The sequence below is a fragment of the Wolbachia endosymbiont of Cylisticus convexus genome (assembly GCF_003344345.1).
This window is the reverse complement of sequence record NZ_QPIP01000079.1, coordinates 1-7488: the sequence shown is the minus strand read 5'-3', so window position 1 is coordinate 7488 and position 7488 is coordinate 1. Positions and strand designations below refer to the sequence as shown.

Here is a 7488-nt window from a genome sequence, read left to right as displayed (position 1 = left end):
AATCACAAAATTACTGACTGGAATAAATTTACTGAATTTGCTAAAAAATATGGTGGAAAAACTCTATCGGAAATGGCTAAGCTTTGGAGCAATGTTAGTATCCCAACGATTCATCGAGCTCTTAAAAAAATTGGACTCACACGCAAAAAAAGACATATGGATACAAAGAAAGGGACGAAGAAAAACGCGCTGAATTTTTGAAAATTATAGCAACAAAAGAACCTCAAAACTTAGTTTATATAGATGAGTCTGGCATTGATAACACCGAGGACTACCCTTATGGATATTGCCAGAAGGGACAGAGGTTTTATGCTCTAAAATCTGGTAAAAAAATTCAACGAATCAGTATGATTGCAGCCTTAAACGGCAGGAAAATAGTTGTTCCGTTAACATTTGAAGGCCACTGTAATATGTTAATAAATGGTTTGAGCAGTTTCTGACACCGATTTTGAAACCTGGACAAACTGTTATCCTTGATAATGCTACTTTTCATAAGTCTAATAAGATTACTGAATTTGCTAAAGGAGTTGGCGCAGAAATTTTATATCTACCGCCTTATTCTCCCGATTTTAACAAAATTGAGCATCATTGGTTTGCTATAAAAAACAGAGCTAGGAAAAACATCCCTCTATTCACATCTTTTCGTCATGCTGTTGATTCCGCTTTTCTATAAGCTTTTCGGACTATTATGAAAAGAGCTATAAAGTCTGGCAAGCATTGATTTCAATTCCCACAGGTACGACAACAAGCTATGCCAATATTGCTCATATAATTGGTAAGCCAAAGGCCATACGTGCTGCTGCAAATGCAATTGCTAATAATCCAATTTCCTACTTAATACCATGCCATCGTGTTATTCGTAAATCTGGAAAAATTCATAAGTACCGCTGGGGAGTAGAACGCAAGAATTGTTTATGAAGCACTACTATACCTATCTATTAGTAAGAGCCTTGAATGAATAATATCACGCAACGTTCCATCCTTAATTTTCCTGTATTCCCTCACTAGCCTTGATATTTCTTTACTACTTGTATCGCTGTAGCTCATGGTCAAGTAAAGACCTACCTCTACTTGATAGAATACGAATTTCTAATTTTTTTCTTCTCTTATCCTTACTATTATTCATAAAAACCTCCAAGATCAACATTATATACAAATTCAGCGCCAGCTTTCTGATGCAATAGTTCTCGAGGAATAACCCTTTTGAACTCTAAATTTGCAATGTTGTCCTTGTTGCTTGGGCACTGGAATGACAAGAAAACAGGAGCGTGAGATGACAACGAAGGGCTACTTGAATGACACCATCATAAGGTGAACCAGTGGGTACTGCCGTCGTAAAAGAACCAGCGTCAGCTACTTGGATGATAAAAGGAAGGAATATCGGAGTGGTGTGCTAGACTTTATACCTTTTACACTCAAATTCACATAAATCATGAATTATGCACGTTTCACACGAAGGTTTTTGTGCTTTGCAAACATATCTACCGTGTAAAACTAGCCAATGATGAGCATAAAGCAGGTATTTTTTTGGAACTACATTTAAAAGAGATTGTTCTGTTTTAAATACATCTTTTTCTTTCACAAGCCCAACTCTATTGCTTACTCTAAAAACATGAGTATCAACTGCCAATGTTGGAATACCAAGTCCTGAATTTAAGAATACATTAGCGCTCTTTCTCCCAACCCCTGGTAAAGATACCAAATCATCGAAATCGCTAGGAACTTTGCTTTCGTATCGTTCCACCAGTATTTTACTAAGTCCGATTATATTTTTTGCTTTGGAATTATATAAACCAATACTACTTATACGTTTTTTCAGCTCACCCTGCCCAAAGCTCAGCATTTTTTCTGGCGTATCAGCAATGTCAAATAGTTCTCTTGTAATTTTGTTTACACTAACATCGGTCGTCCGTGCTGATAAAACTATCGCAACCAATAATGTAAAATGATTGGTATAATTTAGCTCTATTTTTGGCGTGGGGTTTGATTTCTTGAATTTTTCAAATATCAATTTGACTTTTTTTGAGTCCATGCATAGAGCTAAAAACTTATACTACACTGGTTGCTGCGCAAATTCAATTTCTTTAGGCTTAGATAGTCCTTCAGCATTAACATAAGACATATCAGTTTTTACCTCATCAAAATTCCTCTCAGCAAATTCGCTTGCCACCTCCGCAAAACACTTTCTAACAAGAGGCATAATTATCGGCATTAATATCCTCCGTGGATCATACCGTCCTAACAGATCAGTTTCCTTTTGTACTCTATCTCTTGGATCCTCTTCTAGTAAATCTTTTGCGTGCTTCTCGGCATATATTTCACAACCTTTTGAAAATGCAGAGCTAAATACTTCAGTAGCTAGCAGTGCTAATAATGATAAAGTACCAAATATTGTCACATCAACATAAAGACTATTAGAAATAAAACCCTCTATCATTAAAGAAGTAAAAAAGACAGGCAAAGGGTAAAAAACAAAAAGCTTATAGCATAAGTAAATACAATTTTTTCTATTTACATATTGATCAGTAGAAATCTCAGAGTTTTTGTATTTTTTTTCGTAATGTTCTGTTAATGAAGCCAAAGGCACCATAACAAAACTTAATGCTACTAATAGCAAGTATAAACACATCAAGGTATTACTGGCAATTAACCAAGTAGGCAAGAAATAACAACAATAACTTGCTTCAGCAAGAGCTAGAGGAGGTAAGGTATATAATTCAGCCTTAAAAATACTAGATAGCAAATCGTCTCTACGTTTTATAAACTTTTGCGTTAGTACTTGTTTGTCTTTCCTTATTAGACTCCTACACTTTTCTAAAGGAAAAATATAACTAAACAGTTGCATGTCAGGATTCAATAAGTGCTTATCAAGCTCATTTCTTAGCTTTTTGACTTGATCACCGCAAAGTGATCCACATCTTGCCCAGGAATTTATATCATCAATTAATTTATTTTTGTGTTTCAAGTCTTCCTCTAGTGAGCTACTTTTTTTTCTAAGTATAGAGTAAAGCTCAACAAAATTCTTTCCTTTAACTTCTTCTTCAATGATATTCAATTTTTCAAATAACTTTTTCCTATAATAAAATTCACGCGCTGTTAAACGCCCATCACTTTCAGCATCAACGCTAACTTTAACACAAGGATTTCCTAATTCCAAAGGTTCAATATATTTTTTTAGCTCTTGATAGGCTTTATGAATTTGATCAAATCTATCTTTGTTTCCACCTTTGTCAGGATGATTTACAAGAATTAACTTATTATGTTGTTTTTTAAAACTTTACTAAGCTCTTGATAGTTCTTACCTACAGCTTGCTCAGCTTTGATTTCTAGCACTGTAAACAGGTTGGCGTTATCATTAAATTCCTGACTAGTTAACTTAAAATGCTGATTCATTATTATTCCTCGCATAAATATATTATTAGTATAGCATATTTAGTGTTTTACGCAAGCACAAAAACATTAAGCAACCATTAAGAGAAAAAACCCTCTTTCCCATCATACAAATACAATTTGTCCATTCTCACTACATCAAAGCTGTTTTCTTCGAGTTTGATTAGTAAGTTATTTACATCACTATTTGTAATAGCTTGCTTTTCATTATTTGCGATAAACCTACAAGTTATTTGGTCACTTGAAGATTTTGAATTTTCTGGCCAAATTGCCAGCCCTTTTGAGTATATCGCTATAATCTTAGGATCACTTGATTCAAATAACCTAACTATTTGGTCAAAGTTGCTAAATTTATTCCAAGCAAGCGTTATATCACTACCCACTAGCTTTTTAACTTTGTAATCTTGTTCATAATTGTCTTGAACCCTATTCACTTTATTATCCGAACCACTGTCAATTATAAGCTCAGCAGGTTTCTTTCTTAGATTACCTATAACAGCTTCTGCAAATTCTTTTGTGCCAACTTTTTGTTTGCTCTTTTTCTCTTTATATAAATCTGCAGTATGTATTCCATCCTCTAAAGTCTTCAGCCATGCATCGTAAATTAGTTTTGCAGTACTCACTTGACCGATATAGACCAACATATGCACTGCAGCATTTAAAAGACCAGAAGGATTAGCTATATTTTTTCCTGCAATATCAGGAGCAGAACCATGAACCGCTTCAAACATTGCATATTCATTACCTATATTGCTACTTCCGGCAAGTCCTACAGATCCAGAGGTTTGTGCCACTATGTCCGATAATATATCCCCATATAGATTCTCAGTTACTATAACATCGAAATTCTCCGGTTCTGTTGCAACACGCGCCATTCCAATATCCACTATATAATGTTCTGCCTTTATGTCCTGGTATTCCTTTGCAATGCGATCAAACGCTGCATGGAAAGTTCCGTCAGTCATTTTCATTATGTTATCTTTAGTCAGGCAAGTTACTTTCTTTCTGTTGTGTTTTTTCGCGTATTCAAAAGCGTATCTGCATATTTTTTCTGAGCCAGATCTAGTAATAATTTTAGTGCATTGGTACGAGTCACCAGTGAGCCTATGCTCTATTCCGGTGTAAACATCTTCTTCATTTTCGCGTATTACTACGATATCAAACTTACCGAATTTGTTTTCTATAACAGGATGATATGAAATGCATGGTCTTATATTTGCATATAACCCTAAATTCTTCCTCAGTGCAACGTTCAAGCTTTTGTGCCCTTTACCTTGCGGAGTTGTTGTCGGAGATTTGAGTAATATCTTTGTCCTTTCAATAGATTCCCAACCACTTGGAGAGATTCCGTGAGACCATTCCTTATTATAAACATGCTCTCCTATTTCAATAATATCTATTGAGATTTTCGCTCCTGCTTCTTGCAATATTGACAGCACCACTTCCATAATTTCTGGTCCGATACCGTCACCATATGCAACTGTGATTGGTGTTGACATAACTTCCCTACCTATAAATGATTTAATGTTAATTTAAATAATAGAGTGGCACAAGTAGCTAATATTACCCAAATTAGTATATTTACGGTTATTTAATAACGTACTTTTATATTATATGATGACATTATGAAATATAAGTGGGTTATGGATACTGAAACAGATGTTAAAGTAAATTATGCAGGATTGATAAAGCGTATTGCAGCAGGGATACTGGACTTTATTATATTTCTTTCTCCTCTGCTTGTATGTATTATTTTTGGATCATTATTTGGATTATTAGGTGAGTTCTCAGACGACGACAGTTTCTCCCAGACAGATGAGCAATTAGAACATATAATGGTGATGGCGATGCCGATTGTGCTTATGATAACGATAACATTAGTACCAGTAGTATTCGAAATACTAATGATAACAAAACTTGGCGGCACTCCAGGAAAGCTGTTATGTGATATGCGCGTTAAAAGCACAAATACATTTAAAAATGCCACTCTAATTCAGGCAGCAATAAGAAGTATCTGTAAGGTGATTTTCCTGTTTATCCTCCCCTGTCTAACTTATATCTTTTGTGTCTTTCTATTAGACTTAGGCTTAAACTCAAATTTAGATAGTATATTGACAATTATAGCTATAATGCTAATTTTTATATGTGCAAGATTTGACCAACGCAAACAGACATTTTATGACAAAATTGCAAACACAGTAGTGGTATACTATAAACCTAGTTGATATTTTGTATCCGTTCAGCAGGGTGGCAAAATAAGATAGACAAAAACATAGAAACAAATGGTGTCATGCCAGTGCTTGACACTGGCATCCAGGTTGACGAAAACACTCTACAACGTTTTTTGTGAAAAAGGACTGGATGCCAGTGTCAAGCACTGGCATGACAAGAAAAGAAGCACTGGTTTCAATATTTGCCATGAATTTGAACAGATACGATATTTTTCTTTAGTTGTCTGTATTACTGCTTGCAAAGCATAGCTCTTTTCATAATAGTACAAACGAGGTAAAATAAGATTTTATAGTAGTGAAGGTAAGTATGCCAGCAGCATATAGTTATGATTTAAGAAAAAAAGCAATGGAATCACTAGAAGAAGGAGAAAGCAGAGAAGCAGTGGCAGCAAGATTTAAAATTGGAAGAACTACGTTATGGGAGTGGCAGCAAAGAAAAAAGAAACAGGAGATTTTCAGTCAAAAAAACTTGGAAATGGAGGTTATAGTGTGCCGTAGTGATGCAAGGAATGGTCAGAAAAGAGCAAACTGAGTACTTAAGCTACGCAATAGATGAGGGTGGGCCCCTCGGAGCCGATTTACAAGAGCAGGCTTCAAACAACCATAAGCTGCTTTGGTAAAGAGCCAAGGTAGTGAGCGTTATGGAAAAGGCGCAGTTATGTGTCATGTGTGAAATAGAGAGATGAACGAAAGTGAACCACTGATAAAGTGTCGAAACCATAACTGATGACGTCAAAACCAGGGGCTTATAACTCAACTGGGATAAATCTACCGGGAGCTTGTTTACGGGGTAGGAGGCGTCCGGCATAAAGGTGGCATGAATCTATTTTAGGCTATTGTGTAGAACTACGGGAACCTGTCGTTTCGATGATAAGGGAGAAATTCAAGGAGCTAAACTCTAAGGATGAGAGTACCAATGCGGAAAACAGGGGCGCGTAGTAGTGAAGAAGTTTCTGTAATGGAAATGGAGCGAAGGAGTTGAGTTATTCAGTTTTAATTATGTATCAACCGAAAGGGAGGAGTTAATGAATAAAACAAAGTCTTTTGATATACCAAAGCAACTTATTTGGAGGGCTTATAAACAAGTATCGAAAAATAAAGGTGCGGCTGGTGTGGATGAGGTATCGATAACAAGGTTTGAAGAGAACCTGAAGGATAATCTGTACAAACTATGGAATCGGATGTCATCAGGAAGTTATTTTCCAGAGCCTGTAAAAGCTGTAGCAATACCGAAAGATACGGGAGGGGGACAAAGAATTTTAGGTGTTCCTTCAGTATTCGACAGGATAGGGCAAACGGCCGCTTCTATGTATCTTGAGCCGCTAGTAGAACCAAAATTCCATGAAGATTCATATGGTTATAGACCGAATAAATCAGCACTGGATGCGGTAGATACGGCAAGGAAAAGATGCTGGAGGTATGATTGGACGATAGATCTAGATATATCCGGGTTTTTCGACAATTTGGATCACGAGTTGGCATTGCAAGCTATCAAGAAGCATACAAATTGCAAATGGGTCATACTATACGTTGAAAGGTGGATAAAATCCCCTATAAAACTTGCAGATGGCAGTAAGGTAGTTAGGGATAAAGGAGTTCCGCAAGGAGGTTCAGTTAGCCCAATCATCTCTAATATATTCATGCATCATGTGTTTGATATATGGATGAAAAAGAACTACCCGACGGTACCATTTGAGAGATATGTGGATGATGCGATAGTGCACTGCAGAACAGAGAAACAGGCAGAATTTGTGAAAGTAATGATCGAAGAAAGATTGGCTGAGTATAAGTTGAAATTACATCCTGAAAAGACACAGATAGTGTACTGTAAGGATGACAATAGGAGAGATGAATTTCCTAAACAAAG

8 protein-coding genes and 2 pseudogenes are annotated in these 7488 nt (G+C 36.0%); 5 read left to right on the top strand and 5 right to left on the bottom strand.

What is annotated here, in order from left to right; translation table 11 throughout:
* Nucleotides 1-673, top strand: a pseudogene (locus tag Wcon_RS07455) (IS630 family transposase); the annotation flags it as partial.
* Nucleotides 670-918: a methylated-DNA--[protein]-cysteine S-methyltransferase gene (locus tag Wcon_RS07450; protein ID WP_114517746.1), complete on the top strand. Its 249-nt coding sequence runs from the start codon at nt 670-672 to the stop codon at nt 916-918. The pseudogene Wcon_RS07455 and the gene Wcon_RS07450, both read left to right, overlap by 4 nt.
* Here the strand turns inward: Wcon_RS07450 and Wcon_RS12560 are convergent.
* From Wcon_RS12560 to icd, 5 genes are all read right to left on the bottom strand, one after another.
* Nucleotides 913-1047: a hypothetical protein gene (locus Wcon_RS12560; RefSeq protein ID WP_255565536.1), complete on the bottom strand. Its 135-nt coding sequence runs from the start codon at nt 1045-1047 to the stop codon at nt 913-915. The genes Wcon_RS07450 and Wcon_RS12560 overlap by 6 nt on opposite strands.
* Nucleotides 1048-1393: 346 nt before the next feature.
* Complete coding sequence (gene nth, locus Wcon_RS07440; protein WP_114517745.1) at nt 1394-2032, bottom strand: endonuclease III; 639 nt, start codon at nt 2030-2032, stop codon at nt 1394-1396.
* Between the two features lie 21 nt (nt 2033-2053).
* A complete protein-coding gene (locus Wcon_RS07435; protein ID WP_237350105.1) occupies nt 2054-3157 on the bottom strand; it encodes a molecular chaperone DnaJ in 1104 nt (367 codons plus the stop codon).
* Nucleotides 3158-3249: 92 nt separating this feature from the next.
* The gene (locus Wcon_RS12130) at nt 3250-3408 is read right to left on the bottom strand and encodes a hypothetical protein (protein WP_237350104.1); all 159 of its coding nucleotides are present in this window, start codon (nt 3406-3408) and stop codon (nt 3250-3252) included.
* 62 nt (nt 3409-3470) lie between these two features.
* Nucleotides 3471-4889: an isocitrate dehydrogenase gene (gene icd, locus Wcon_RS07430; RefSeq protein ID WP_114517744.1), complete on the bottom strand. Its 1419-nt coding sequence runs from the start codon at nt 4887-4889 to the stop codon at nt 3471-3473.
* Between the two features lie 144 nt (nt 4890-5033).
* Between icd and Wcon_RS07425 the strand changes: the two genes are divergently transcribed.
* The 3 genes and pseudogenes from Wcon_RS07425 to ltrA all read left to right on the top strand — a co-directional run.
* The gene (locus Wcon_RS07425; RefSeq protein ID WP_179947499.1) at nt 5034-5615 is read left to right on the top strand and encodes an RDD family protein; all 582 of its coding nucleotides are present in this window, start codon (nt 5034-5036) and stop codon (nt 5613-5615) included.
* 313 nt (nt 5616-5928) lie between these two features.
* Nucleotides 5929-6110 (top strand): annotated as a pseudogene (locus Wcon_RS07420) (IS630 transposase-related protein); the annotation flags it as partial.
* Nucleotides 6111-6646: 536 nt separating this feature from the next.
* A partial coding sequence (gene ltrA / locus Wcon_RS07415) for a group II intron reverse transcriptase/maturase (protein ID WP_114516916.1) occupies nt 6647-7488 on the top strand: 842 nt, incomplete at its 3' end.